General features: G+C 73.5%; 23 protein-coding genes. 8 read left to right on the forward strand and 15 right to left on the reverse strand.

All coding sequences use genetic code 11. The features are described 5' to 3' along the window. Window positions 1-4: 4 nt before the first annotated feature. Complete coding sequence (locus tag A3IG_RS0108710; protein ID WP_018383172.1) at window positions 5-2,074, forward strand: PhoX family protein; 2,070 nt, start codon at window positions 5-7, stop codon at window positions 2,072-2,074. A 28-nt stretch (window positions 2,075-2,102) separates the two neighbouring features. Here A3IG_RS0108710 and A3IG_RS0108715 read toward each other — a convergent pair whose 3' ends face one another. The 12 genes from A3IG_RS0108715 to A3IG_RS0108765 all read right to left on the reverse strand — a co-directional run bounded on the left by A3IG_RS0108715 (window position 2,103) and on the right by A3IG_RS0108765 (window position 12,457). Next, a complete protein-coding gene (locus A3IG_RS0108715) occupies window positions 2,103-2,921 on the reverse strand; it encodes a sirohydrochlorin chelatase (RefSeq protein WP_018383173.1) in 819 nt (272 codons plus the stop codon). Window positions 2,922-2,930: 9 nt separating this feature from the next. Further along, the gene (locus A3IG_RS0108720; RefSeq protein ID WP_018383174.1) at window positions 2,931-3,890 is read right to left on the reverse strand and encodes an ABC transporter permease; all 960 of its coding nucleotides are present in this window, start codon (window positions 3,888-3,890) and stop codon (window positions 2,931-2,933) included. Continuing rightward, on the reverse strand, window positions 3,877-4,680 hold the full coding sequence (locus A3IG_RS0108725) for an ABC transporter ATP-binding protein (protein WP_018383175.1): 804 nt from the start codon (window positions 4,678-4,680) through the stop codon (window positions 3,877-3,879). The genes A3IG_RS0108720 and A3IG_RS0108725 overlap by 14 nt, the downstream gene beginning before the upstream one ends. 64 nt (window positions 4,681-4,744) lie before the next feature. Then, window positions 4,745-5,875: an aliphatic sulfonate ABC transporter substrate-binding protein gene (locus tag A3IG_RS0108730; protein ID WP_018383176.1), complete on the reverse strand. Its 1,131-nt coding sequence runs from the start codon at window positions 5,873-5,875 to the stop codon at window positions 4,745-4,747. Window positions 5,876-5,967: 92 nt separating this feature from the next. Beyond that, on the reverse strand, window positions 5,968-6,090 hold the full coding sequence (locus A3IG_RS34145) for a hypothetical protein (RefSeq protein WP_157862229.1): 123 nt from the start codon (window positions 6,088-6,090) through the stop codon (window positions 5,968-5,970). After that, complete coding sequence (locus tag A3IG_RS0108735; RefSeq protein WP_018383177.1) at window positions 6,087-7,391, reverse strand: sulfate adenylyltransferase subunit 1; 1,305 nt, start codon at window positions 7,389-7,391, stop codon at window positions 6,087-6,089. Before A3IG_RS0108735 ends, A3IG_RS34145 begins: the two co-directional genes overlap by 4 nt. A 1-nt stretch (window position 7,392) precedes the next feature. Continuing rightward, entirely contained in the window at window positions 7,393-8,331 is a 939-nt protein-coding gene (cysD, locus tag A3IG_RS0108740) for a sulfate adenylyltransferase subunit CysD (protein ID WP_018383178.1), read from the reverse strand. A 79-nt stretch (window positions 8,332-8,410) separates the two neighbouring features. Next, window positions 8,411-8,998: an adenylyl-sulfate kinase gene (cysC, locus tag A3IG_RS0108745; RefSeq protein WP_018383179.1), complete on the reverse strand. Its 588-nt coding sequence runs from the start codon at window positions 8,996-8,998 to the stop codon at window positions 8,411-8,413. Continuing rightward, window positions 8,995-9,699 (reverse strand): phosphoadenylyl-sulfate reductase, encoded by a 705-nt coding sequence (locus A3IG_RS0108750; RefSeq protein ID WP_018383180.1) that lies wholly within the window; start codon window positions 9,697-9,699, stop codon window positions 8,995-8,997. Before A3IG_RS0108750 ends, cysC begins: the two co-directional genes overlap by 4 nt. After that, window positions 9,686-9,916, reverse strand: a complete 231-nt coding sequence (locus A3IG_RS0108755; protein ID WP_040911100.1) for a hypothetical protein — start codon at window positions 9,914-9,916, stop codon at window positions 9,686-9,688. The genes A3IG_RS0108750 and A3IG_RS0108755 overlap by 14 nt, the downstream gene beginning before the upstream one ends. Before the next feature lie 11 nt (window positions 9,917-9,927). Further along, window positions 9,928-11,718, reverse strand: coding sequence for a nitrite/sulfite reductase (locus tag A3IG_RS0108760; RefSeq protein ID WP_018383182.1), 1,791 nt, complete (start codon window positions 11,716-11,718; stop codon window positions 9,928-9,930). 391 nt (window positions 11,719-12,109) lie between these two features. Beyond that, a complete protein-coding gene (locus A3IG_RS0108765; RefSeq protein ID WP_018383183.1) occupies window positions 12,110-12,457 on the reverse strand; it encodes an ArsR/SmtB family transcription factor in 348 nt (115 codons plus the stop codon). A gap of 95 nt (window positions 12,458-12,552) precedes the next feature. Here A3IG_RS0108765 and A3IG_RS0108770 point away from each other — a divergent pair, with 95 nt between their 5' ends. Further along, complete coding sequence (locus A3IG_RS0108770) at window positions 12,553-13,632, forward strand: cation diffusion facilitator family transporter (RefSeq protein WP_018383184.1); 1,080 nt, start codon at window positions 12,553-12,555, stop codon at window positions 13,630-13,632. Window positions 13,633-13,873: 241 nt separating this feature from the next. Here the strand turns inward: A3IG_RS0108770 and A3IG_RS0108775 are convergent, their stop codons facing one another. Further along, window positions 13,874-15,529 (reverse strand): acyl-CoA dehydrogenase family protein, encoded by a 1,656-nt coding sequence (locus A3IG_RS0108775; RefSeq protein ID WP_026220045.1) that lies wholly within the window; start codon window positions 15,527-15,529, stop codon window positions 13,874-13,876. Window positions 15,530-15,679: 150 nt separating this feature from the next. Between A3IG_RS0108775 and A3IG_RS0108780 the strand changes: the two genes are divergently transcribed. Continuing rightward, complete coding sequence (locus A3IG_RS0108780) at window positions 15,680-16,729, forward strand: YihY/virulence factor BrkB family protein (protein WP_244885040.1); 1,050 nt, start codon at window positions 15,680-15,682, stop codon at window positions 16,727-16,729. 55 nt (window positions 16,730-16,784) lie between these two features. Here the strand turns inward: A3IG_RS0108780 and A3IG_RS0108785 are convergent, their stop codons facing one another. Both A3IG_RS0108785 and A3IG_RS0108790 read right to left on the reverse strand, forming a co-directional pair. Next, window positions 16,785-18,362, reverse strand: a complete 1,578-nt coding sequence (locus A3IG_RS0108785) for an MFS transporter (RefSeq protein WP_018383187.1) — start codon at window positions 18,360-18,362, stop codon at window positions 16,785-16,787. Beyond that, entirely contained in the window at window positions 18,359-18,556 is a 198-nt protein-coding gene (locus A3IG_RS0108790) for a hypothetical protein (protein ID WP_018383188.1), read from the reverse strand. The genes A3IG_RS0108785 and A3IG_RS0108790 overlap by 4 nt, the downstream gene beginning before the upstream one ends. Window positions 18,557-18,859: 303 nt before the next feature. Here A3IG_RS0108790 and A3IG_RS0108795 point away from each other — a divergent pair, with 303 nt between their 5' ends. From A3IG_RS0108795 to rsgA, 5 genes are all read left to right on the forward strand, one after another. Beyond that, on the forward strand, window positions 18,860-19,186 hold the full coding sequence (locus A3IG_RS0108795) for a rhodanese-like domain-containing protein (protein ID WP_018383189.1): 327 nt from the start codon (window positions 18,860-18,862) through the stop codon (window positions 19,184-19,186). 134 nt (window positions 19,187-19,320) lie between these two features. Next, window positions 19,321-20,709 (forward strand): MBL fold metallo-hydrolase, encoded by a 1,389-nt coding sequence (locus tag A3IG_RS0108800; RefSeq protein WP_018383190.1) that lies wholly within the window; start codon window positions 19,321-19,323, stop codon window positions 20,707-20,709. Between the two features lie 122 nt (window positions 20,710-20,831). Then, window positions 20,832-21,416 (forward strand): rhodanese-like domain-containing protein, encoded by a 585-nt coding sequence (locus A3IG_RS0108805; RefSeq protein WP_018383191.1) that lies wholly within the window; start codon window positions 20,832-20,834, stop codon window positions 21,414-21,416. Continuing rightward, complete coding sequence (locus A3IG_RS0108810; protein WP_018383192.1) at window positions 21,413-22,357, forward strand: sulfite exporter TauE/SafE family protein; 945 nt, start codon at window positions 21,413-21,415, stop codon at window positions 22,355-22,357. The genes A3IG_RS0108805 and A3IG_RS0108810 overlap by 4 nt, the downstream gene beginning before the upstream one ends. A 316-nt stretch (window positions 22,358-22,673) precedes the next feature. After that, complete coding sequence (rsgA, locus tag A3IG_RS29065) at window positions 22,674-23,765, forward strand: ribosome small subunit-dependent GTPase A (RefSeq protein ID WP_018383193.1); 1,092 nt, start codon at window positions 22,674-22,676, stop codon at window positions 23,763-23,765. Window positions 23,766-23,809 lie beyond the last annotated feature (44 nt).

Here is a 23,809-nt window from a genome sequence, read left to right on the forward strand (position 1 = left end):
ACCGTTGCGCAAGCCGCTCCCGCTGTTGAGCTCCCACCCTGGCGGGCGCTCCGCGCTGACCTGCCGCTACCGCTGTGGTGACGCCTGTTTCCACGACGTTCCCAACCCCACGGACAACCCCGAGCTCGGCGCCGTCATCGCCTCCGCGCTCTCCCGGCGCACCGTGCTGCGCGCCGGTGCGGTGGTCGGTGCGGTCGGGGCCACGGGGGCGTTCGGCGTCTCCTCCGCCGCGGCGGGGCCCGGTGGGTCCGACGTTCCGGGCGGTGCCCCGGGGCTCGACGGGCGCCCCGCGCGCGGCCTGCGCTTCACCCCGGTCGCCCCGAACACGGCGGACCGGGTGACGGTGCCCCAGGGGTACGACCAGAACGTCGTCATCCGCTGGGGTGAACCGATCCTGCGGGGAGCTCCGGAGTTCGACCAGAACCGGCAGACCGCCCGGGCCCAGGCCATGCAGTTCGGTTACAACAACGACTTCCTGGCCCTTCTCGACCTGCCCGGTGAGCCGCACCGCCAGGTGCTGGTGGCCAACCACGAGTACACCGACGAGAACCTGATGTTCGCCGGGTACGACCCGGCACGGCCGACCCGGGAACAGGTGGAGATCGCCTGGGCCGCGCACGGCCTGAGCGTGGTCGTCGTGGACGAGGACCGCCGGGTCGGCCGCCTGACCCCGGTGCGCCGCCACCCGTTGAACCGGCGGATCACCGCCACCACCCCGTTCGAGGTCACCGGCCCGGCGGCGGGCAGCCCGCTGCTCCGCACGTCGGCCGACCCCACCGGCACCCGGGTGCTCGGGACCCTCAACAACTGCGCCGGCGGCACGACTCCGTGGGGCACGGTGCTGTCCGCGGAGGAGAACTTCAACCAGTACTTCGCCAACGCCGGCGCGGTCACCGACCCGCAGGCCAAGGCCAGGCTCGCCCGCTACGGCATGTCCGGCGCCGCGAGCACCCGCAAGTGGGAGCAGTTCGACCAGCGCTTCGACGTCACCAGGGAGCCGAACGAGTCGCACCGCTTCGGCTACATCGTCGAACTCGACCCCTACGACCCGGAGTCCACCCCGCGCAAGCGCACCGCCCTGGGGCGCTTCAAGCACGAGGCGGCGCAGCCCCGGCTCACCGCCGACGGCCGTCCCGTGATCTACATGGGGGACGACGAACGCTTCGACTACCTGTACAAGTTCGTCTCCGACCGGCGGGTCAGGCGCGGTGACAGCCGGGCCGCCCGCGAGCACAACATGACCCTGCTCGACCACGGCACCCTGTACGTCGCCCGGTTCACCGGGGACAGCCCCGCCGCCGAGATCGACGGCACGGGAACGCTGCCGGACGACGGCGAGTTCGACGGCTGGGGCGAGTGGATTCCGCTGGCCAGCGGTGACCGCTCACTGGTGCCGGGGATGACCGCCGACGAGGTCTACGTGTTCACCCGACTGGCCGCGGACAGGGTCGGCGCCACCAAGATGGACCGCCCCGAGGACGTGGAGCCCAGCCCGCGCACCGGCCGGGTCTACGTGGCGCTCACCAACAACACCGACCGCGGCAAGGCCGGCAAGGCCGGCGCGGACGAGGCCAACCCGCGCAACGCCAACAAGCACGGTCACGTCCTGGAACTGACCGAGCGGGGCGACGACCCGGCCGCCACCCGGTTCACCTGGACGCTGCTGCTGGTCTGCGGTGACCCGGAGGACCCCGCGACCTACTTCGCCGGCTTCCCCAAGGACCAGGTCAGCCCGATCTCCTGCCCGGACAACGTCACCTTCGACCCGCACGGGAACCTGTGGATCTCCACCGACGGCAACGCCCTCGGGAGCCACGACGGCCTGTTCGGCGTGGCCGTCCAGGGACGGGAGCGGGGTCGGGTCCGGCAGTTCCTCACCGTTCCGGTGGGCGCGGAGACCTGCGGCCCGGTGGTGCAGGACCGGCGGGTGCTGGTCGCGGTCCAGCACCCGGGCGAGGTGGACGGGGCCAGTGTGGAGAACCCCGCGTCGGCCTGGCCTGACGGGCCCGGCGGGCTGGTCCGCCCCGCGGTGGTCGCGGTGTGGCGCCGGGACGGTCGGGACATCGGCGTCTGACGGTCCGGTCGCCACCGGGGGGCCGGGATCAGGCGGTCAGCGGCGGGTGGGCGGTGCCGGGGGAGCCGGCGGCCTGGTCGTAGCGGTGCAGCAGGAGGCGGGCCACCTCGGGCGCGTCGCCGAGGACGTCGGCGACCGCGTCCGCACCCGCCTCCCGCGCTCCCCGACGGATGCGGTCGGGGAGCAACCCGGGCGCCAGCACGTAGGGGGCGACGGCCACCCGCCGCACCCCGTCCGCGCGCAGCCGCCGCACCGCCTCGGCGGTGGTGGGGCCGGGGGCGGAGGCGAACGCGGTGACCACGGCGCACCAACCCGTGCGCCGCCACTCCCGCGCGACCTTGGCGGTCACCGCGTTCGCCTCCGGGTCCGTTGAGCCCACCGAGGCCAGCACCACCCCGGTGTGCGGGTCCCCGACGTCCACCCCCGCCTGCCCGAGGCGGCGTTCCAACGCCGCGACGAGCAGCGGTGAGGGGCCGAGCACCGGCCCCTGCACGATCGTCAGCCCGGGGTGGTGGGCGGTGGCCTCGGCGAGCACCGCGGGGATGTCGGAACTGGCGTGGAAGGCGCGGTTCAGCAGCAACGGCACGACCACCACCGTGTGGTGTCCCCGCACCGCGAGCCGCTCCACCATCTGTGCCACCGGCGGCCCGGACCAGGGGGTCGCCTGCCCCCCGGGCCGGTCCAGGAAGCTGGTCTCCACCCGCAGCCCCGGCCGGAGCGCGGCGGCCCGCGCCACCAGGGCCCGCACCGTGGCGCCGTGCCGGGCGTCACGGCTGCCGTGCGCGACGGCCAGGAGCGGCGGTGGGGCCGCCCCCGGGGGCGGACCCGGTGCAGTGACCAGGTTCATGACCAAAACCTAACTCGTTCCGGCGAGGAGTCCACGGCTGCGCAGCACCCGGCGTTCCAGCGGGGCGAAGACCAGCAACTCGATGCCGATGCCCACGATCAGGATGAGCCAGATCGCGGCGAGCACCCCGGACATGTCGGAGTTGGTGCGCGCGTTCTCCAGCAACTGGCCGAGCCCGATGCCCAGGTCGGGGGAGCTGGCGATCAACTCCGCCGCCATCAGCGACCGCCAGGAGAACGCCCAGCCCTGTTTGAGCCCGGCGAGGTAGCCGGGGAGCGCCGCGGGCAGCAGGACGTACCTGATCCCGCGCAGCCCGGTGGCCCCCAGGGTTCGACCTGCCCGCAGGAACAGCGGCGGCACCTGGTCCACCCCGGCGATCAGCCCGTTGGCGATCGACGGAACCGCGCCGAGCAGCACCACCGCGTAGATGGTGGAGTCGTTGAGCCCGAACCAGATGATCGCGGCCGGCACCCAGGCCACCGAGGGCAGTGACTGGAGCCCCGACAGCACCGGGCCGATCGCTGCCCGCACCGCCCTGACCCGGGCGACCAACAGTCCCAGCGGAGTCCCGATCGCCAGGGAGGCGGCGAAGCCCAGGGCCCCTCGGCTGACGCTGTGCCAGATCACCTCGAACAGGGTGCCCTCGTACCACAGGTCCGCCAGGGAGTCCCAGACGTCCAGTGGTCCGGGCAGCATGTAGTCCGGCTTGACGTCGGCGGCGGCGGCGATCTGCCAGGCGCCGACCACCAGCACCACCGCGACCACCGGCGGCAGCACCTTGTTCAGCAGGACGCCACCGAGCGACGCCCGCACCGGCGCGCGGGTCTCCAACGCGTCGAGCCCCGCCTCGAGCCCGGCCAGGTCGGGGTGCTCGGAGCGGTCCTGGCCGCCGCGCGGACGGGCGGACCCGGCGTCGGGACCGCCCCCGGGGGGCCCGGCGGTCCCGGCGTCGGCCTCAGTTCTGGCCATGTCGGCGGATCTCCTCCCGCAGGTGTTCGGTGATCTCGACGGACAGGTCGGACACGCCGGGGTCCTCGATCCGCCGCGGCTGCGGCAGGTCGATGGTCCACTCACGCGCGATCCGGCCGGGCCTGGAGGAGAGCAGCACCACCCGCTGGGCGAGCCGCACCGCCTCCCGCACGTTGTGCGTCACGAACAGCACGCTGAGCCGGGTCTCGGACCACAGGTGGGTCAGCTCCTCGTGCAGCACGTCCCGGGTGATCGCGTCCAACGCGGCGAACGGCTCGTCCATCAGCAGCACCGGGCTGGCCTGGGCCAGCGCCCGGGCCAGTGCCACCCGCTGCCGCATCCCCCCGGACAGCTCATGCACCCGCTTGCCGTGGGCGCCGCGGAGCCGGACCAGGTCCAGCAGGCGTTCGGCCCGCTCCCGGCGCTCGGCCCGCGGCACCCCGCGCAGCCGCAGCGCCAACTCCACGTTCCGGCCCGCCGTCAGCCACGGGAACAGCGCGTGCTCCTGGAACATCAGGGCGGGGCGCCCGCCCGGCACCTCGATGGTCCCCGACGACGGCCGGTCCAGGCCGGCCACCAGGTTCAGCAGGGTGGACTTGCCGCACCCGGACGCGCCCAGCAGGCAGACGAACTCCCCGGGGGCCACGTCGAGGCTGATGCCGTCCAACACCGTCTGTGCCGCGCCCGGGCGGCCGAAGCTCTTGGACACCTGGCCGAGGCGGACGGCCGGGGCTCCGACGGCCTCGGTCACCGCACCCGGACCGACCTCGGTGAGCGTGGATGCCGCCATGGGTCACCTCCTTGTTCTGGGACGGCGGGACCGCCCCGGGTGGAGCGGTCCCGCCAACGCTTCGTCAGCCGACGCCGAGACCGGCGTCGTCCACCGTGGCGCGGCCCTCTTCGCGCAGGACCGTGTTGAGCAGGGTGAGGTCATAGATCCCGGACAGGTCGGCCTCGTCCAACAGGCCCGCTTCGACGGCGTGTTCCGCCTGGTCGCGCAGGGTGCCGGCGAGCGGGTCGTCCAGGATCTCCACCTGTGCGAAGGCCTGGTCGAGCACCTCGTCGGGCAGGGGCTTGCCGGTCTGCTCGCCCAGCGCGGAGTTGAGGGTCGCCTTGGCCTGGTCGGGGTGCTGGTTGATCCAGGCGTTGGTGCGCACCGAGCCGCGCAGCACGGCCTCCACCACGTCCGGGTGTTCCTCCAGGAAGGACTGGGAGACGATGAGGTTGGTCGTGACGAACCTGCCGCCCGGCCACAGCTCCCGCTCGTCCAGGAGCACCTTCCCCCCGGACGAGACGAGCTTGGCGGCGGTCGGTTCGGGTACCCAGGCCCCGTCCAGGTCGCCGCGCCGGAAGGAGTTGGGGATCTCCTTGTTGTCCTGACGGATGACCTTGACGTCGCCGGCCCCGGTCTGGGCGTCCACCCGGTACCCGTGCCCGGACAGGTAGTTCAGCAGCGCCACGTCCTGGGTGTTGCCGAGCTGCGGGGTGGCGATCCGCTTGCCCTCCAGGTCGTTGCGGTCCCTGACCCGGTCGGGGTTGACCACCAGGGAGGCGCCTCCCGAGGTGGCCCCGGCGACGATCCGCAGGTTCTCGCCGTGGGAACGGACATAGCCGTTGATCGACGGCGAGGGACCGATCCAGCTCATGTCGATCGACCCGGCGTTGAGCGCCTCGATCGCGGCGGGCCCCGCGTTGAACACCTGCCGTTTGATCCTCGTGCCGCCCAGTTCCTTGGCGATCAGGCCCTTCTCCAGGCCCACCAGGGGGGTGGCGTGGGTGACGTTGGCGAAGTACCCCAGGCGCACCTGGTCCGTGCTGAGCGGCTCGGCGCCGGCCGCCACGGGCGCCGGCTCCCCGTCCCCGTCGTCGGCTCGGGAACCGTAGCCGCAGGCCCCGAGGGCGGCGACCAGCGGGAGGAACAGGACGAGGGCCAGCGCACGGCGCGGGCGGGTGGTTCTGGAACGGGTGGGACGGACGGGGGCCACGGGTTTTCCTCTCGGTGGGGCACGCGCCGTTCAGGGCGCGCAGGGCAGGACGGGGGAGCGGCGGAACCGGGCCGTGGGGCCCTGGAACGGAGTCAGCGCGCACATCGCGCCACCCCGCCCTGTCCGCTGACCAACCGTCCGCTGCTGACCCAGCCGCCCTGCCGGTCGAACGTGTCGAAGGCACCGGTCACCGTGGTGCCCGCCCCAGTTGTCACCGCGGGTTCCCCCCGGCGAACGCCTCCCCGGCGAGCCCCGCGGTCAGCGTGGTGCCGTCGGCCGGATCGACCAGCAGGAAGGAGCCGGTGCGCCGGGACTCCGCGTAGGCGTCCAGGGCCAGCGGCTCCGCGGTGCGCAGCACCACCCGGCCGATGTCGTTGACCCGCAGCGCCCCCGGCAGTTCCTGGCGGGTCAGGGTGTCCACGTCGAGCCGGTACGGGATGTCCTTGACCACGGCCCGCACCGTCCGGGTGGTGTGCTTGACCAGCACCCGGTCACCGGTCCGCAGTTCCCGCTCGTTCAGGTGGCAGACCATGCCCTCGACGTCCCGGACGGCCCTCGGGGCCGACCCGCTCGGGGCGATGGTGTCCCCACGGGCGACGTCGAGGTCGTCCGCGAGCCGGACGGTCACCGACTGCGGCGCCCAGGCGACGTCCACCGGCCGGCCCAGCAGGTCGATCCCGGCGATGGTCGAGGTGAGCCCGGACGGCAGCACGGTGACCGGCTCGCCGACCCGCAGCACGCCCGCGGCGATCTGACCGGCGTAGCCGCGGTAGTCGGGGTGCTCCGCGCTGCGCGGACGGATCACGTACTGCACCGGGAAGCGGGCGGCCTCGGCCCCGGGGTCGGACCCCACCGGCACGGTCTCCAGGTGCTCGAGCAGCGTGGGGCCGCCGTACCAGTCCATCCGCGCCGAGGGAGCCACCACGTTGTCCCCGGCCAGCGCGGAGATCGGCACCGCGGTGACCTCGGGGACGCCGAGCGACGCCGCGTAACGGGTGAACTCCTCGGCGATGGCCGCGAAGACCGGCTCCGCGTGGTCCACCAGGTCCATCTTGTTCACCGCGAGCACCAGGTGGGGGACCCGCAGCAGGGCGGCGACCGCGGCGTGGCGACGGGTCTGCTCCACCACCCCGTTGCGGGCGTCCACCAGGACCACGGCCAGCTCCGCGGTGGACGCCCCGGTGACCATGTTCCGGGTGTACTGCACGTGCCCGGGGGTGTCGGCCAGGATGAACCGGCGGCGGGGGGTGGCGAAGTACCGGTACGCCACGTCGATGGTGATGCCCTGTTCGCGTTCCGCCCGCAGCCCGTCGGTGAGCAGCGCGAGGTCGGGCGCCGTCGCACCGCGGCTGCGCGAGGCGTGTTCCACCGCCTCCAACTGGTCGGCCAGGATCGACTTGGAGTCGTGCAGCAGCCGGCCCACCAGGGTGGACTTGCCGTCGTCCACGGAACCGGCGGTGGCGAGGCGCAGCAGCGGGGCGTTGGCCACCCGGGTCTCCTCGGTGATCGTGCTCATGCTAGAAGTACCCCTCGCGCTTGCGGTCCTCCATGGCGGCCTCGGACAGCCGGTCGTCGGCCCTGGTCGCGCCGCGCTCGGTGAGCCGGCTCGCCGTGATCTCGCTGATCACCTGCTCGACGGTGGTGGCGTCGGACTCCACCGCGCCGGTGCAGGACATGTCACCGACGGTGCGGTAGCGCACCGTGCGCGGTTCCACCGCCTCGCCGTCCCCCGGGCCGCCCCAGTCGCCGGGCGCCAACCACATCCCGGCGCGCCGGAACACCTCCCGCCGGTGCGCGAAGTAGATCTCCGGAAGCGCGATCCGCTCCCGCAGCACGTACTGCCACACGTCCAGCTCGGTCCAGTTCGACAGCGGGAACACCCGCACGTGCTCCCCGGGCGCGTACCTGCCGTTGTAGAGCTGCCACAGCTCGGGACGCTGCCGGCGGGGGTCCCAGGCCCCGAACTCGTCCCGCAGCGAGAACACCCGCTCCTTGGCGCGCGCCTTCTCCTCGTCCCGGCGGCCACCGCCGAACACCGCGTCGAAGCCGCCCCGCTCGATGGCGTCGAGCAGCGGGACGGTCTGCAACGGGTTGCGGGTGCCGTCCGGGCGCTCCCGCAACCTGCCCTCGTCGATGTACCGCTGGACGCTGGCCACCACCAGACGCAGCCCGTGTTCCGCGACCACCCGGTCCCGGTAGGCGATGACCTCGGGGAAGTTGTGCCCGGTGTCCACGTGCAGCAGGGCGAACGGGACCGGGGCCGGCCAGAACGCCTTCAGCGCCAGGTGCAGCATGGTGATCGAGTCCTTGCCACCGGAGAACAGCAGCACCGGGCGCTCGAACTCGCCGGCCACCTCGCGGAAGATGTGCACCGCTTCGGACTCCAGGGTGTCCAGGTGGCTGAGGGTGTGCGGTTCCTGCTGTCCGCGCGTGGTCGCGGTCGCGGCGGTCGTCATGCTGCGCCCTCCGGTTTCCGGTGCGAAGTGCCGTTCGTCTGTCCTCCGCCGCGCCGGGGGCGCCGCGGCCGGGCGCCGTTCATGCCAGCCCCCGTTGGTCGAGCAGCTCCCGCAGCGCGGCCACCGACTCCTGGACCGTCTGCCGGTGCGCCTCGACCCGCAGGTCCGGGTCGGCCGGGACCTCGTACGGGTCGTCCACCCCGGTGAGCCCGGAGAGCTGGCCGGCCCGCTGCCTGGCGTACAGGCCCTTGACGTCCCGGTCCGCGCAGACGTCCACCGGCGTGGCCACGTGCACCTCGAGGAACGGGGTGCCGGTGCCCCGGTGGTGCTCGCGCACCGACCGCCGGCTGTCCGCGTACGGGGCGATCACCGGGGCGAGCACCTTCACCCCGTGTGAGGCCAGCAGTTCGGCGACGAAGCCGATCCGCCGCACGTTGAGGTGCCGGTCCTCGCGGGAGAAGCCGAGCCCGGCGGAGAGGAAGGCGCGCACCTCGTCCCCGTCGAGCACCTCCACCCGGTGGCCGTCCGCCCGCAGTTGGGACGCCAGCGCCTCGGCGATGGTGGTCTTGCCCGCGCTCGGCAGGCCGGTGAGCCACACCGTGGCGCCCCGCTGCCGCACGTCCGCCGGGTGCGCTGCCCGCTCCCCGGTCCGCTGTTCGCTCGTCATGTGTGCAGTCCGCATTCGGTCTTGGCCAGGCCGGCCCAACGACCGGCCCGGGCGTCCTCCCCGTCCACCACCCGACGGGTGCACGGCGCGCAGCCCACCGAGCGGTAGCCGTCGGTCAGCAGCGGGTTGGTGAGCACCGCGTGCTCGGCGACGTAGGCGTCCACGTCGTCCTGGGTCCACCGGGCGATCGGGGAGACCTTCACCTTGCCCCGGCGGGCGTCCCAGCCCACGACGGGGGTGTTCGCCCGGGTCGGCGCCTCGTCCCGGCGCAGCCCGGTCGCCCAGGCGTGGTAGCCGGCGAGGCCCTCGCGCAGCGGCTCCACCTTGCGCAGGGCGCAGCACCGTTCCGGGTCGCGGTCGTGCAGCCGGGGGCCGTACTCGGCGTCCTGCTCGGCGACGGTGAGCCGCGGGGTCAGGGTGATCACGTTGACGTCGTGGACCGCGGCCACCGCGTCCCGGGTGCCGATGGTCTCCGGGAAGTGGTAGCCGGTGTCCAGGAACACCACGTCCACGCCGGGCAGGACCCGGGACGCGAGGTGGGTCACCACCGCGTCCTCCATCGAGGACGTCACGCAGAACCGGCTGCCGAACTCCTCGGCCGCCCAGCGCAGGACCTCGAGCGCGGGCGCCTCCTCCAGCTCACGGCCGGCCCGCAGCGCCAGCTCCCTGAGCTCCTCCGGGGTGCGCTCAGCGGTGCTCACCGGGGTCCCCCTCTCCGATCGGTCGGTGGTCCGCGCCGGTGGACGTCCGGTGGGCGGTGGTCCTGACGTCGGGCCCGCCCGGGCGACCCGGGGCGAGGAGGCCGAGGAACGACAGTCGGAACGCGCGGGCGCAGGACGCGCAGTCCCAGGTGCCGGGGCCGCTCCCGGACGGGCGCAGGTCCTCCTCGCCGCAGTAGGGGCAGTGGAACGGCGTCATCCGCTGGTCGGTCACCGCAGGGCCTCCTGGTCGGCGCGGGCCGCCCACTGGGCGAACCGCTCGTCCCCCTGGCGCTCGGCCCGGTAGCGCAGGAGCAACCTCTCGACGTAGTCGGGGAGTTCGTCGGCGGTGACCTTCAGGCCGCGCACCTTGCGGCCGAGGCCCGGCTCCAGTCCCAGGGCCCCGCCGAGGTGGACCTGGTAACCCTCCACCTGGCGTCCCTGGTCGTCGGTGACCAACTGTCCCTTGAGGCCGATGTCCGCGACCTGGATGCGGGCGCAGGCGTTCGGGCAGCCGTTGATGTTGACGCTGATCGGCTGGTCGTAGTCGGGCAGCCGACGCTCCAGCTCCTCGATGAGCAGTTCACCGCGGGCCTTGGTCTCCACGATGGCGAGCTTGCAGAACTCGATCCCGGTGCAGGCCATGGTCCCCCGCCTGAACGGCGACGGGTTGACCCGAAGACCCAGCGCCTCCAGTCCGTTGACCAGGGACGCCACCCGGTCGCCCGCGACGTCCAACACGATCATCTTCTGTTCGACGGTGGTCCGCAGCCGCCCCGAGCCGTGACCGGCGGCCAGCTCCGCCACCTTGGTGAGGGTGGCCCCGTCCATCCGGCCGACCCGGGGGGCGAAGCCGACGTAGTAGCGCCCGTCCCGCTGCCGGTGGACCCCGACGTGGTCCCGCCACTGCCCGGCGGGCTGCTCGGGGGCGGGGCCGTCGGCCAACCGCCGTCCCAGGTACTCGTCCTGGAGGACCTGGCGGAAGCGTTCCGGGCCCCAGTCGGCGACCAGGAACTTCAGCCGGGCCCTGTTCCGCAGCCGGCGGTAGCCGTAGTCGCGGAAGATGCCGACCACCCCGGCCCACACCTCGGGCACCTCGGCGAGCGGAACCCAGGCGCCCAGTCGGACACCGAGCCTGGGGTTGGTGGACAGGCCGCCGCCGACCCACAGGTCGAACCCGGGGCCGAGTTCGGGGTGGCGCACCCCCACGAACGCGACGTCGTTGATCTCGTGCACCACGTCGAGCTGCGGGGAGCCGGAGATCGCGGTCTTGAACTTGCGCGGCAGGTTGGAGAACTCCCTGCTGCCGATGTACCGGTCGTGGATCTCCTCGATGGCCGGGGTCCCGTCGATGATCTCGTCCTCGGCGATGCCGGCCACGGGGGAGCCGACGATGACCCTCGGGGTGTCCCCGCACGCCTCCGTGGTGGACAGACCCACCCCTTCGAGACGGCGCCAGATCTCCGGCACGTCCTCGATCCGTATCCAGTGGAGCTGGATGTTCTGGCGGTCGGTGATGTCCGCGGTGCCCCGGGCGAACTCCTCCGAGACCTCACCGATGGTGCGCAACTGGGACACCGTCAGCCGTCCGCCGTCGATCCGGACGCGGAGCATGAAGTACTCGTCGTCGAGTTCGTGCGGTTCCAGGACGGCAGTCCTGCCGCCGTCGATGCCGGGCCGTCGCTGGGTGTACAGCCCCCACCAGCGCATGCGCCCGCGCAGGTCGGCCGGGTCGATGGAGTCGAAGCCCCGCTGCGCGTACACCGTCTCAATGCGTGTCCGCACGTTGAGACCGTCGTCGTCCTTCTTGGTCTGCTCGTTGGCGTTCAGCGGGGTGAAGTGGCCCATCGCCCACTGGCCCTCGCCGCGGTGCCGCCCCGTCCTGCCGCCCGCGACCGCGGTGCCCTCCGGGGCGCCGCCGGCACGCCGCGCCGCCGGTGCCGTCGCCGGGACGGCCGCACGGCGCGCCGTGGCCGGCTCGGGTGAGGTGGCGTCACTAGGGGGTTGCGTGCTGGCGGCCATGGTGATCCTTGTCAGCGAACAGGCAGGTAGGCAGGGGTGTACGGTGCCCGCGGAAGGGCACGGCCAGGGAGACCGCACGGGCGGTCGGAGTGAGGGGAACGCGGTGGCCCGACGGGGCGTCCGCCCGTCCGCGGCGCTGCGGAGGGCGAGGGACGGTGCCGTGGGAAGGGCTCAGTTCACCGGACAGATGGCGCTGGACATGCGGCCGAGGTCGACGTGGAGTCGACCAACCAGGTCAGTACCGGCGCTGGGCATGTCGGAAAGAGTCGCACGCCGATCTCCGGGCAGTCCACTGGTATCCGTCATGTGGACGATTAGTGCTCGTATGTTGAGACCTGTACGGGGGAGGGTGACCGGCTGCGCGCCCCGCCACCGGACGGCAGTGCCGGGGTCAGTCGTGCGCGGGCCTGTGGGTGAGGTGATGGTCGGCCAGGCTGAGGGCCTCGTCCACGACGCGGCGGAGGTGCCCGTCGGACAGGGTGTAGATGACGCGGCGTCCTTCCTTGCGGGTGTGGACCAGGCCACTCAGGCGCAGCCGTGCCAGATGCTGGCTGACGGCGGGCCGCTGGGCGCCACACGCCTCGGTCAGGGTGGTCACGTCGGCCTCCTGCTGCGCGAGGGCGTGCAACAGGGTGAGGCGGGTGCGGTCGCCGAGGAGGGCGAGGATCTCCGCGGCGAGGGAGAACTGTTCCTCGCCCGGGTTGCGCGGGTGCGCATCGTGTGCAGTTGATAGGTGCATGCGTGCATCCATACGCACATAATGAGGGCGTGCCGCTCCGATGTCCACCGCGGGGCGGCTTCGCCCTGCCCTCGCATGCGCACGAGGAGGAACACGTGAGCCACGACCACGGCCACCACACCCATCCCCGCCCCCAGGACGGGAACCACCCGCACGGCCACCCGCACGGGCACAGCGGCGGGCGGCTGGCCCGGCTGCGGCACCGGGTCCGGCACCTGCTGGTGCCGCACTCCCACGCGTCGGCCGACAAGCTGGACGCGGCGCTGGAGTCCTCGGCGCGGGGCATGCGTGCGCTGTGGGTCTCCCTGGCCGTCCTCGGCTTCACCGCCATCGCGCAGGCGGTGATCGTTGTGTTCTCCGGTTCGGTCGCGCTGCTGGGCGACACGGTGCACAACGCCTCCGACGCGCTGACCGCCGTGCCGCTGGGCATCGCCTTCGTGCTGGGCCGCCGTGCCGCGACCCGCCGCTTCACCTACGGATACGGCCGCGCCGAGGACCTGGCGGGCATCGTCATCGTGGCGACCATCGCCGCCTCCGCCGTCTTCTCGGCCTGGATCGCGATCGACCGGCTGGTCGACCCCCGCGAGATGCGGCACCTGTGGGTGGTGGCGGCCGCGGCCGTGGTCGGGTTCGTCGGGAACGAGTGGGTGGCCCGCTACCGCATCCGCATCGGCCGCCAGATCGGGTCGGCCGCGCTGGTCGCCGACGGCCTGCACGCCCGCACCGACGGGTACACCTCGCTGGCCGTCCTCCTCAGCGCCGGCGGCGCCGCACTGGGCTGGCAGCTCGCCGACCCCGTCGTCGGGCTGCTGATCACCGCGGCGATCCTGCTGGTCCTGCGTGACGCGGCCCGGGAGGTCTTCCGCCGTGTGATGGACGCCGTCGATCCCGCCCTCGTTGACACGGCCGAGACCGCGCTGCGCCAGGTGCCCGGCGTCCGGGAGATCGGCGGGCTGCGGCTGCGCTGGATCGGCCACCGCCTGCGCGCCGAGGCGGACATAGTCGTCGACGGCCATCTCAACGTCCGGGCCGGACACCGCATCGCGGTCGAGGCCGAGCACGCGCTCCTGCATGCCATCCCCAAGCTGTCCGCCGCCGTCATCCACACCGACGTGGAGCCCGACGATGTCGAGCGTGACCCGCACCACCTGCTGGCCCACCACACCGCCGCCTGACCCCGGCGGCCAACGCGTCCCCTCGAGCCGCAGGCAGAGCACGTGACCAACCCCCGCCCCCCGTGGCCGCGAGCAGACTCCCGGGACGGCTCACCGGGTCGCGCACGAACGACCCTCTGCCCCCTGGACGGCGACGTGGCCGACGTCGAACGCCACCCCGCCCGCGCCGCGGCCGTCCCGGTCGGATGGTGCGACGGGCGCCCGGCACCGGGCGCCCGTCGGGGCGAGCCGTACCGGGTCGCTAGGCCACCGGCCGGGCCCGGTCCACGATGGACCGGGTGTCCAGGCCCGGGGGCAGGGTGCCGAAGGTCGCCCCCCAGTCACCGCCGAGTCGGGAGGCGCAGAACGCGTCGGCCACCGCGGGCGGGGCGAAGCGCACCAGCAACGACCCCTGGAGCACCAGCGCCATCCGCTCCACCAGTCGCCGGGCGCGGCCCTCGACGCCGTCGAGGTCGGCCAGCTCGCCCAACAGCCCCTTCAGCGCGGCGTCAAGACGGTGGTCGGCGCCCTGGGCGGTGCCGACCTCGGTGAGGAACGCGTCGAGCGATTCGGGTTCCCGCCGGATCGCCCGGAGCACGTCGAGGGCGTTGACGTTGCCCGAGCCCTCCCAGATGGAGTTGACCGGCGCCTCGCGGAACAGCCGCGGAAGCCCCGACTCCTCGACGTAGCCGTTCCCGCCGAGGCACTCCAACGCCTCGGCGACCAGCGTCGCGCACCGCTTGGTCACGTAGTACTTGCTCACCGCGACCCCGAGGCGCAGGAAGTGCCGCTCCTGCTCGCCGGTCGCGTCGAACGCCGCCGCCAGCCGCAGCGCCACGGTGGTCGCCGCCTCCGACTCCACCGCGAGGTCGGCCAGGACGTTGCGCATCAGCGGCTTGTCCACGAGCAGCCCGCCGAAGGCGCTGCGGTGCGCCGCGTGGTGGACCGCCTCCACGACCGCGGCCCGCATGCCCGCGGCCGACCCGGTGACGCAGTCCAGGCGGGTCGCCGTGACCATTTCGATGATCGTCGCCACGCCGCGGCCCTCCGGGCCGACCCGCCGCGCCCAGGTGCCGTCGAACTCGACCTCGGCCGAGGCGTTGGAGCGGTTGCCCAGCTTGTCCTTGAGCCGCTGGAGCCGGAACACGTTCCGGGTGCCGTCCGGCAGTACCCGGGGCACCAGGAAGCAGGTCGGACCGGGCCTGTCGGCGTCCCGCCCGGGGGCCTGGGCCAGCACCAGGAACACGTCGGACATCGGGGCCGAGCAGAACCACTTGTGCCCGGTCAGCAGGTACTCGCCCGGCGCGGCCAGCGGCTCGGCCCGGGTGGTGTTGGCCCGCACGTCCGAGCCGCCCTGCTTCTCGGTCATCCCCATCCCGGCCAGGCAGCCCGCCTTGTCCGCGGGGGCCCGCAGCTCCGGGTCGTACGCCCGCGCCGTCAGTCGGGGTTCCCACTCGGCGGCCACCTCGGGCTCCGCGCGTAGAGCGGGCACGGCGGAGTGCGTCATCGACACCGGACAGCCGTGCCCGGCCTCCGCCTGCGTCCACACGTGGAAGGCGGCCGCACGCCACAGGTGGCCGTCCGGTCGACTCCAGGCGTCCCCGGTCAGACCCCGGGTCTTGGCGTGACCGAGCAGGTGGTGCCAGGCGGGGTGGAACTCCACCTCGTCTATCCGGTTGCCGTAGCGGTCATGGGTGCGCAGCACCGGCTCGTGGCGGTTGGCCTGGTCCGCCCATTCCCGGACCCGGGCGGAGCCGGCTGCCCGGCCCAGCTCGCCGAGTTCGCGTTGCATCTCCTGGTGGCGCTCCGCGGCGGCGTGCCGCAGCACGCCCTCGGCCAGCGCCCGGTCGCTGGCGAAGACGTCATAGCCGACCAGCGGTGGGACCTGGTTGGTCACGGTGTGAGTGGAGTGCGTCATGCCAGATACGGTAAAGAGGTGCAAGCCGCAGGTGAAACACCCAGGACTCGGTCGCCGAAGCACCGAGCCCGGAGAAATCGGCCACCTGGCCGATTTCGACGGGTGAGGATTGCGTCACGCGAACTGCCGATGCGTCTTATTCTGTGGTTGTTGCTCAAGGACACCGTTCGCGCCTGTATGGAGTACCGGGTCACCGGCCTCGCCGCGGAAGCGGCGTTCTTCACCCTGCTGTCCCTGCCGCCGCTGCTGCTCAGCCTGGTCGGGGCGCTCGGCTACCTGGACACTCTGATCGGTATCGACACCATTGACAACATCCGTCGCAACATTCTTGACGCGTCGGCCCGGGTGCTTTCCCAGCAGGGGGTCAACGAGCTGGTGCGACCACTGCTCAAAAGCGCGTTTGGTGGAGGACGGCCCGATCTGATCTCCCTCGGGTTCGTCATTGCTCTGTGGTCGGGCTCACGGGCGCTGAATGTGTTCGTGGACACCATCACCATCATGTACGGGCTCGAAGGGCGCCGGGGAATCGTCCGGACCAGGTTGCTGTCATTCGGCCTCTACGTGGTGGCCCTGGTGGTCGGTGCGGTGGTGATGCCGCTGATGGTGGTGGGGCCGGACGCTGTCGCCAAGGTGCTGCCGTTCGGCGCGGGAGCGGTCACCCTGCTCTACTGGCCGATCGCCCTGGTGCTCTCGGTGGTCTTCCTGACGACGCTCTACCACGTCTCGGTCCCGGTGCGAACGCCGTGGAAGGAGGACATCCCCGGAGCCCTGGTGGCGTTGCTGACCTGGGTGCTGGTGAGTTTCCTGCTCCGCGTCTACCTCACCCACACCGTGGACGGCCCCTCGTTGTACGGCTCTCTGGCGGCGCCGGTGGCCGTGCTGCTGTGGATCGGCGTCTCCGCGTTCGCCATCCTGGTGGGCGCGGCGGTCAACGCCTCCGTGGACCGCGTCTGGCCGTCGCTGGCGACCGCTGCGGCGCGTGAGGAGAACGCCCGGGCCGCCGAGCGGGCCGCTGCCGAGATGGTGGCCCGCGCCGCGGCCCGCCGCGCCGCTGCGGAGGCGGGCGAGGAGCTGGAGTTCGACTCGGACGAGATACCGGGGGAGTACCCGGAGCGCTGGGCGGCCTTCCTGCCCCCGGACGACCTGAGGGCGCACCTGCGCGGCAAGGGCGGTCGGAAGAACGAGGGAAACGATTCCTGAACCGCTGGCCGGAGCGGGACACCGCGACCGGCGCCCGCCGGCGGGGCACGCCGGCTCACCGGCGCGGGTGACGCCGTGTTCGTCGGCCGCGGCGCCCTCCCGGCCCCGCCGTCTCCGGGACGCGGGTCTCCTCCATGCGCACCGCCACGAGGACGCCGGCCGCCGCGGTCAGCGCGGCGACGGCCCAGATCGCCGTCGTGAGCCCCCACGCGTCGGCCAGGGCCCCGGCGGCCAGGGCACCGACGGCGAAGCCGCCGTCGCGCCAGAGCCGGTAGACCCCCACGGCGCGGGCGCGCCAGGCGGGGTGGGCGACGTCGCCGATCGCCGCGATGAGGGTGGGGTAGACCAGGGCGGTGCCGAGCCCGAGGAGGACCTGTGCGAGGGCCCAGGCGGGGAAGGCGGTCGTGGCGGCGACGAGGGCGATGGCCGCGGCCTGGACGAACATGCCCGCGGTGATCAGGTGTTTGCGGCCCACGTGGTCGGACCACCAGCCGGTGAGCATCTGGCCGGCGCCCCAGACGGCCGGGTAGAGCGCGGCCAGGCCGCTGATCTCCGCGACGCCCAGTCCGTGGGCGGCGAACAGGAGGGGGAAGACCCCCCAGGCCAGGGCGTCGTTGAGGTTGTTCACCAGGCCCGCCCAGCTCGCCGCCGACAGCGTGGGGTCACCGAGGCTGACCCGGTGGACGACCTGTCGGGTGCTCAGCGCACCGGCGCTAGGGGCTGTCTGATAAGTAGCGCCGTCCGCCCGGAGGGCGGGGGTCGCGGCGTCTGGTGCGTGCGATCGCAAGGCGGAGGGTCGTCCTCGTACTGGGCGTACGTGGACGATCCCGACAACGCAGCGAGCGTGCGTGCCAGGCGTCACGAACCAGGCGGGATTTATCAGACAGGCCCTCGGGCCGGTGCCGGCGGGTGCCGGGTGGCGGGCGGCCTCGGCCCTGGCGTGGCCGTGGGTCTCGCGGACCGCGACGGTGGACAGGCCCAGCGCCAGCGCCGTGTAGGCGGCGCCGAGCAGGAAGGGCGCGGGCCGCAGTCCGTAGGCGTCGGCGAGGGCGCCCGTCGCCATGGCGCTGACGGCCACGGCGAGGTAGCCGGCGGCCTCGTTCAGTCCCATCGCCAGGCCCCGGCGAGCGGGCCCGGCGAGGTCGATCTTCATGATCACGGTGGTGGACCAGGCCAGGCCCTGGTTGACGCCGAGCAGGACGTTGGCGGCGACGATCCAGCCCCAGGACGGCCCCCAGGCGAGCATCGCGGGCACCGGCAGCGCGACCAGCCACCCCGCGATCAGCACGGGTCTGCGTCCGAACCGGTCCGCCCAGGCGCCGGCGAACACGTTGGTGACGGCTTTCGCGGCGCCGAACGCCACGATGAACGTCAGCGCCGCGGTGTGGGCGGAAAGCCCGAACACCTCGCCCGCCAGCAGCGGGAGCACGGTGCGCTCCTGGCCGAGCAGGCCGCCGACCAGGGCGTTGACCGCGACCAGCAGCGTGAACTGCGCCAGGTTGGCCCGCAACCCCAGCCGCACCCCGGCGCCGGCCCCTGATCCGGAGCCGCTGGGCCGCTGCCCGTCCGCCCCGGGTCCCACGGTGGGGCGTGGGTGGGGGCGGGTCCCGCCGGCCGACTGCTCGCGGCTCATGCCGTGCGCCCGTCCAGCTCACGGCGGACCTCGTCCATCTCCACCCCGCGGACCCCGACGCCCGGCTCCCGCGGGGTGGCGTCCGGCGAGGCGCCCGCCCGCGGCAGGGTGCCCTCGCCCCCGACCCCCACTGTCCCAGCGCGAGCGCCACGCGCCACCGCCACCGCCCCCGAGGCCATCGTCACCACCTCCACGAGAAGTTCGCTAATACCCCCGTGGGTATATGAGCGCGGGGGCGGGTGCCGTTGTTCCCTCCCGGACGTCCGGAACGGTGCGGTCACTCCGGGGGTTCCCGGGGCCCACGCCGTGGTCCCCGCGCGGTGGCCTCACCGCCGTGATGCCGTCCGGCCCGCACCCTGGCTCCGTCCGCTGACCAGCGGGTTTCCATCTCCCGGCACCGGATCTCGGGGATACCCAGTGGGGTATTTGACACGGGCGACACCTCCGCCCTACCGTCGATCGTGTAATACCTAGGGGGGTATCTGGAGGTGAATGGCATGACCCTCGAAGTGGACCTGGAGTCCTTCGCCGCGGCCTGGGCCGACGGGGCCTACGTCCTGGACGTGCGGGAGCCGGACGAGTACCGGGCGGGGCACGTGCCCGGCGCGCTCCTCGCCCCGCTGTCCGGGCTGGCCACCGCCGCGCCCGCCCTGCCCGAGGGGCGCCCGGTGTACGTGATCTGCGCGAGCGGCAACCGCAGCCGACGGGCCGCCGACCAGCTCGCCGCCATCGGGGCGCGGGCGTACTCCGTCGCCGGAGGCACCCGGGGCTGGGCCCGCACGGGCCGTCCCCTCGCTGCGGGAGCCGCGCCCGGACCCGCCTGACCCCCGCACCCGGACCCCCGCGCCTGGACGCCCGTGTCCGGACGCCCGTGTCCTGGGCCGGGCCCCCGCGACCTTCCCGAACACCCCCGGAGTACGTCCCTCCGAGGTGTCCCCCATCCGCTACGGAGGTTTCCGTGTTCTTCGCCCAGTACTACCTCGACTGCCTCTCCCAGGCGTCGTACATGATCGCCGACGAGACCACAGGCCGGGCTGTGGTCGTCGATCCCCGCCGGGACGTGTCCGAGTACCTGGCCGACGCCGAATCGCGCGGCCTCACCGTCGTCGGGGTCATCAACACCCACTTCCACGCCGACTTCGTCGCCGGACACCTGGAGATGGCGGCCCGCACCGGCGCCTGGATCGGCTACGGCCGGCGCGCCGAGACCGAGTACCCCATCCGCAAGCTCAGCGACGGCGAGCGCATCGCTCTCGGGGACGTCACGCTCCAGATCATGGAGACCCCCGGCCACACCCCGGAGTCGATCAGCGTGCTGGTCCACGAGCACGCCGACGACACCGTCCCGTACGGGGTCCTGACCGGCGACGCCCTCTTCATCGGGGACGTCGGCCGCCCCGACCTGCTGGCCTCGGTCGGCGTGACCGCCGAGGAACTCGGCGCCATGCTCCACGACAGCGTCCAGAACAAACTGATGGCGCTCCCCGACGAGGTGCGGGTCTTCCCGGCCCACGGCGCCGGCTCCGCCTGCGGAAAGAACCTCTCCACCGAGAAGCAGTCCACCATCGGCGAACAGCGCGCCACCAACTACGCCTGCGCGCCCATGAGCGAGGACCAGTTCGTCGCCATCGTCACCGCGGGCCAGTCCGCGGCGCCCGGCTACTTCTCCTACGACGCCGACCTCAACCGCCGGCAGCGGGAGCTCTACGACCCGGCCGCGGCGCCCCGGCCGCTCACCGCGGAGGAGTTCACCGCCCGCCGCGCAGCCGGTGCGGTGGTGCTCGATGCCCGCAGCCCCCAGGAGTTCGGCACCGGTCACCTGCGCGGGTCCATCAACGTGCCCGCCGACGGCCGGTTCGCGGAACAGGCCGGCACGGTCCTCGCCCCCGGCACGGAGCTGCTGGTCGTCGCGCCGCAGAACCGCGAGGAGGAGATCGTCACCCGACTGGCCCGCATCGGCTTCGACCAGGTGGCCGGCTACCTGCGCGGCCCCGAGGACGCCCTGGCGGCCATGGGGGACGGGGTCACCCCCGCCAGCCGCCTGACCGCGGCCCAGCTACGCGCCGCGCTGGACAGCGAGCGGCCCCCGGTCGTCATCGACGTGCGCAACTGCGGCGAGCGCGCCGCCAACGGCTCCATCGAGGGAGCCCTGCACCTCGCGCTCGGCGAACTGCCCCGCCGCCTCGACGAGATTCCCGTGGACCGGCCGCTGGTCCTGCACTGCGCGGGCGGCCACCGCTCCTCGATCGCCGCGAGCCTGCTGCGCCACCACGGCTTCAGTGACGTCTCCGACGTCCTGGGCGGATACGCCGCCTGGGCGCTGCACAACGCCCCGGCCAACGCCTGACCACCCGCCGCGCCCCGGACCGGCGGCCCGCGCCCGAGCCGGCGTGGCCGCCGGGAGGCCGGCCCGTCCCCGCACCCCCCGCCCGCACCTCCGCGGCACCACACGAACCCCAAGGAGTTCCCATGACCACCGACGCCTCCCGCGCCGCCGCCCTCACCCCCGCCGCCCTGCGGGAGCTGATCGAGCACGGGCGCGGACCCCGCCTGCTGGACGTGCGCACCCCCGCCGAGTTCCGCACCGTCCACATCCCCGGCGCCTACAACGTTCCGCTGGCCACCCTGCGGGAGCACCGCGCCGAGCTGCTGAACCACCTCGACGAGGAGGTCGTCCTGGTGTGTCGCTCCGGCGCCCGCGCCGCCCAGGCCGAGCAGGCACTCGCCGAGGCGGGCCTGCCCAACCTGCGGGTCCTGGACGGCGGGATGACGGCCTGGGAGTCGGCCGGTGCCCCCGTCAACCGGGGCGTGGCCCGCTGGGACATGGAACGCCAGGTCCGCCTGGTGGCCGGTTCCATCGTGCTCACCACGGGACTCGCCGGACTGTTCGTCCCCGGCCTCCACCTGGTCGGGACCGCGATCGGCGCGGGCCTGACGTACGCGGCCGTGAAGAACACCTGCACCATGGGCGTCCTGCTGTCGAAGCTGCCCTACAACCGCGGCCCGCGCACCGACATCCGCGCCGTCGTCGCCTCCCTGCGGGACCGGTCGTGATCACGCTCGTCCTCGCGGCGTCCCTGCTCATCGGCGTCAGCCTGGGCATCCTCGGTGGCGGTGGCTCCATCCTGACCGTGCCGATCCTCGTCTACCTCGCGGGGCAGGACACCAAGGAGGCCATCGCCACCTCCCTGTTCGTCGTCGGCGTCACCAGCGCCGTCGGCCTCCTCCCGCACGCCCGCGCGGGACGGGTGCGCTGGCGCACCGGCCTGCTGTTCGGCGCCGTCAGCATGGTCGGTGCCTACGGCGGCGGACGGCTGGCCGAGTACCTGCCCGGCACCGTGCTGCTCGTCGCGTTCGCGCTGATGATGCTCGCCACCGCGGCGGCCATGCTCCGCGGGCCCCGCAGGACCGAGACCGCCGTGGACACGCACCGCGAGCTGCCCGCCAAGCACATCGTGGTCGAGGGTCTGGCCGTCGGCGCGGTCACCGGTCTGGTCGGCTCCGGCGGAGGGTTCCTCGTCGTCCCCGCGCTCGCCCTGCTCGGCGGGCTGCCCATGAGCGTCGCCGTCGGCACCTCGCTCCTGGTCATCGCCATGAAGTCGTTCTCCGGGCTCGCCGGCCACCTCGCCGGGGTCCAGATCGACTGGAACCTCGCGCTGGCCGTCACCGCGGTGGCCGTCGTCGGCAGCCTCGTCGGCAGCCGCTTCGCCGGGCGCATCCCCCAGGACGCACTCCGCAAGGCGTTCGGCTGGTTCGTCGTGGTCATGGGCGTCTTCGTCCTGGGACAACAGCTCGGCACCGGGGTCTGGACCAGCCCCCTGACCTGGATCGCGCTCGGCCTCACGGCCGTGGCCCTGACGTGGCGCGCCCGGCGGGCACGCCACCGCGGAACCACGACCGGACCACCGTCCGTGCCCTCACCCGAGCCCCCGGCCCCGTCGCCGGCGGAACCCGCCGGTGCCCCACCGCGGGCGAGCGGGGCACTGCCCCGGTGAGCGGGCCGCACCGGCGCCCGCCCCGCGCCGAGTGCGGAAAAAACAGTGGCACGCCGGTCGGGCTCCCCGTAGGGTGAGCCCGCCACGGCGGTTCGCCATGGCGGCCTTCGGGCACAGGACCGGGAGCACCAGGGGGTGAAGAGACGATGGCTGTCCCTGCGCTGTGCGCTGCCCGCACACCTCGACCCGTTCTCGTTCACCTCACGGCCGTCGGCTGAGCACCGCCCCTCTCGGCGGACCCGGCGGCTGTTCCCGAAGGGTTCTCACTGTCTTGTCTGGTTTTTCTGCCTCGGAACTCCCCGCAGCCGGTTCCCCCGTGTCACCACCCGCGCCGGGGGTCTGGTCAGACCCGCTGTCCGGCTACGGATGGGACGACGTCTGGGCGGCGGACTTCGCCCCGCACGCCGACGCCGGGCTGGTGCCCGCACGGATCGTCCGGGTGGACCGCGGGCGCTGCGACGTGGTGACCACCTCGTCGGACGGCCGCGTCGTCCCGTCGCACGCCGACATCTCCCGGGTGCGGGTGTCCGACCCCATGGAGTGGGCGTGCACCGGGGACTGGGTGGCGCTCGACCCGGACGCGCTCGCCGTGACCGCGGTGCTGCCCCGGCGGACCGCCATGGTCCGGTCCACGTCGTCCAAGCGGTCCGAGGGGCAGGTGCTCGCCGCCAACGTCGACCACGTGGTGGTCGCCGTCTCGCTCGCCGTCGACCTGGACCTGGGCCGGCTCGAGCGGTTCCTCGCCCTGGCCTGGGAGAGCGGCGCCCAGCCCCTGGTCGTGCTCACCAAGGCGGACCTGGCGGCCGACGCCTCGTTCCTGCACGCGGACGCCGCGGCGGCGGCACCCGGGGTGCAGGTGGTGACGGTCAGCGCCACCACCGGGGAGGGCATCGACGTGCTGACCGCGTTGGTGAGCGGGGGCACCACCGTGCTCATCGGCTCCTCCGGCGCGGGCAAGTCCACCCTCGCCAACACGCTGCTCGGCACGGACGTCCAGGAGGTCAACCACACCCGGGCCGTGGACGGCAAGGGCCGGCACACCACGGTCACCCGGGACCTGCTGCCCCTGCCGTTCGGCGGGGTCCTCATCGACACGCCCGGGCTGCGCGGCGTCGGCCTGTGGGACGCCGAGTCCGGGCTCCACCAGGTCTTCGCCGAGATCGAGGAACTCGCGCGGGACTGCCGCTTCCAGGACTGCGCGCACACCGCCGAGCCGGGCTGCGCGGTGCTCGACGCGGTGGCGACCGGGGACCTGCCCCAGCGCCGCCTGGACAGCTACCGCAAGCTGCTCAGGGAGAACGAGTGGATCGCCTCCCGCAGCGACGCCCGGCTGCGCGCCGAGCGCCAACGGCAGCGGAAGGTGATCCAGAAGTCGGTGCGCGACTCCGGGGTCACCCGGCGCCGCTGACCACCGGCCGCACGAACCGGCCGGCCGCCGTCCCGATCCGTGGG

It is taken from the genome of Wenjunlia vitaminophila DSM 41686 (assembly GCF_000380165.1).
Classification (GTDB): Bacteria; Actinomycetota; Actinomycetes; order Streptomycetales; family Streptomycetaceae; genus Wenjunlia; species Wenjunlia vitaminophila.

Coding starts and splice junctions, on each gene's coding strand:
- A3IG_RS0108715 (WP_018383173.1), bottom strand. CDS start 2,921: ATGAACCTGGTCACTGCACCGGGTCCGCCCCCGGGGGCGGCCCCACCG.
- A3IG_RS0108720 (WP_018383174.1), bottom strand. CDS start 3,890: ATGGCCAGAACTGAGGCCGACGCCGGGACCGCCGGGCCCCCCGGGGGC.
- A3IG_RS0108725 (WP_018383175.1), bottom strand. CDS start 4,680: ATGGCGGCATCCACGCTCACCGAGGTCGGTCCGGGTGCGGTGACCGAG.
- A3IG_RS0108735 (WP_018383177.1), bottom strand. CDS start 7,391: ATGAGCACGATCACCGAGGAGACCCGGGTGGCCAACGCCCCGCTGCTG.
- cysD (WP_018383178.1), bottom strand. CDS start 8,331: ATGACGACCGCCGCGACCGCGACCACGCGCGGACAGCAGGAACCGCAC.
- cysC (WP_018383179.1), bottom strand. CDS start 8,998: ATGACGAGCGAACAGCGGACCGGGGAGCGGGCAGCGCACCCGGCGGAC.
- A3IG_RS0108755 (WP_040911100.1), bottom strand. CDS start 9,916: ATGACGCCGTTCCACTGCCCCTACTGCGGCGAGGAGGACCTGCGCCCG.
- A3IG_RS0108760 (WP_018383182.1), bottom strand. CDS start 11,718: ATGGCCGCCAGCACGCAACCCCCTAGTGACGCCACCTCACCCGAGCCG.
- A3IG_RS0108765 (WP_018383183.1), bottom strand. CDS start 12,457: ATGCACCTATCAACTGCACACGATGCGCACCCGCGCAACCCGGGCGAG.
- A3IG_RS0108775 (WP_026220045.1), bottom strand. CDS start 15,529: ATGACGCACTCCACTCACACCGTGACCAACCAGGTCCCACCGCTGGTC.
- A3IG_RS0108785 (WP_018383187.1), bottom strand. CDS start 18,362: ATGAGCCGCGAGCAGTCGGCCGGCGGGACCCGCCCCCACCCACGCCCC.
- A3IG_RS0108795 (WP_018383189.1), top strand. CDS start 18,860: ATGACCCTCGAAGTGGACCTGGAGTCCTTCGCCGCGGCCTGGGCCGAC.
- A3IG_RS0108805 (WP_018383191.1), top strand. CDS start 20,832: ATGACCACCGACGCCTCCCGCGCCGCCGCCCTCACCCCCGCCGCCCTG.